Origin of the sequence: Paracoccus benzoatiresistens (genome assembly GCF_026913015.1) — a bacterium.
Taxonomy (GTDB): domain Bacteria; phylum Pseudomonadota; class Alphaproteobacteria; order Rhodobacterales; family Rhodobacteraceae; genus Paracoccus; species Paracoccus benzoatiresistens.
Window position 1 is genome coordinate 1 of the sequence record NZ_JAPTYD010000164.1, and the last position, 1,291, is coordinate 1,291.

General features: G+C 53.8%; 2 protein-coding genes. Both read right to left on the reverse strand.

Translation table 11 applies throughout. The features are described 5' to 3' along the window. The coding region (locus tag OU682_RS24005) for a transposase (protein WP_268944686.1) at positions 1 to 170 on the reverse strand (170 nt) is incomplete at its 3' end. A gap of 327 nt (positions 171 to 497) precedes the next feature. Beyond that, on the reverse strand, positions 498 to 707 hold the full coding sequence (locus OU682_RS24010) for a hypothetical protein (RefSeq protein WP_268944685.1): 210 nt from the start codon (positions 705 to 707) through the stop codon (positions 498 to 500). Positions 708 to 1,291: the final 584 nt, after the last annotated feature.

The window sequence follows — 1,291 nt, forward strand, 5'->3', positions numbered from 1 at the left end:
CCGAACCGCTCCGGCAGGTCGCGCCATGGACTGCCCGTGCGCACGATCCACAGCACCGCCTCCAGAAACAGCCGGTTATCTTTCCCGCTGCGGCCAGGGTCGCTTGGCTTACCCAGACAGTGCGGCTCGATCTTCGCCCATTGGGCATCCGTCAGAACATTGCGATCCATCCAGACTATGAATCACATCAGCCCCCGGGTGTGAATCCCCAGAGACCCTAGTGTTCACCACCTGACGAATGGTTCCCAATCTGTCGCGGGGTTGCCCTCGATCTAGCGACTTAGGTTTTAAGAGGCAGCAATGCGAACCTAGCTGCCGTTCGCTGCTGCAGCACGCGGATCAGGCCCGTCGCTCTGATGCTATCCCGCAGGGGCCGCGGGCAGACCTTGGCAATGCACCTATCGGGCCGTCAGCAAAGTGCCGGTTACCGGATGCTTGCTCCAACAACGACGACGGCCGCCAGGAAGGGGAGCCAAGAGCCGCCTGAGACACAGCTTTCAGAGGAAGGCATGGATGGTCAGTTCTCCTACGCTTGTAGCTCCAAGCCAACTATCCTTGAACCAGCCCCGAATAAGTTCAGCATCATCTGGATAAACAATCTTCACCAACAGCTGCATGCCTGTCTGCGGATGTCCAAGAGACTTCAAAAACAGGATGAATCCTTCAGTATCAAGCTTACTAACAACAACACTGTCGACAATTACCAACCGTGGTTACCTCAACTTAACTGCCATGCAAAGACGAGTGACCAGCGCTAGAATAATGTGAATTTGCTCCCCGGTACTGAGATTCATGAGCGGCAGGTAAAAGGGCCTCCCGGGCAATGCGATCTCAACCTCACGCAACGAAACTCGCTTGAATCGGCATGGGTAAAATTTCGACGCAAAAAAAGTCATCTTGCAATGCATTCCAAACAAAGTCTTCTGTTACTCTGAATTGAGCCGCGATTCTTTTCAGCGAGGCCTCAAAGGATAAGCTATGCTGTATATCTCGTAACTATTCGTGCAGATAAACAATCGGGAACTTATCCAAGGGCCATCCTGGTGTGACGGCGTCATTAACGGTCACGAGAAGGCGCCGAGCACTATCGTCTTGCTTAAGCGATATAGTGTCAGCCCAAGAGCTTGGAGGTCGAACAGCGTTAGAGCTCGTCGATTTTGATCTCTTCTCTGGCCTATGCCAGAGCCAACCTGTTAAAGCCTCGTCTGCAGAGCGGCTAGTGTTCTGAATCTGACGCTTGCTACCTGTTCCCGCGGATACCATCGAGTGCATCGAGCGCTCGCCGTTCACG